Below are 231 nucleotides of genomic sequence, written 5' to 3'. Positions count from 1 at the left end.
TCTATTCAAGATAATCAAGGATATTATTTATCACGTCTTAAGTTACCAACTAAGATATATAGAAAAGAATTCGAAACAGTCGTATTTAAAACAAAACCAGCTCAACTGAGGCCGGTATATATACAAATTCATTTGGAAGAAATCATGAACCAATTACAGCCTGGCCAAGTGTATGAATTACGTGATGTATATGTAGGGAGCAAAGACAAATTACCTACTCGCATCGTGGTT

1 pseudogene is annotated in these 231 nt (G+C 34.2%); it reads left to right on the top strand.

The features are described 5' to 3' along the window. A pseudogene (locus tag BAQ49_RS04195) lies at window positions 1-231 on the top strand (IS4 family transposase); the annotation flags it as partial.

Origin of the sequence: Bacillus proteolyticus (assembly GCF_001884065.1) — a bacterium.
GTDB classification, from domain to species: domain Bacteria; phylum Bacillota; class Bacilli; order Bacillales; family Bacillaceae_G; genus Bacillus_A; species Bacillus_A proteolyticus.
Note: the sequence above shows the minus strand (reverse complement) of the source record. Positions and strands in the feature narration are given on the sequence as shown.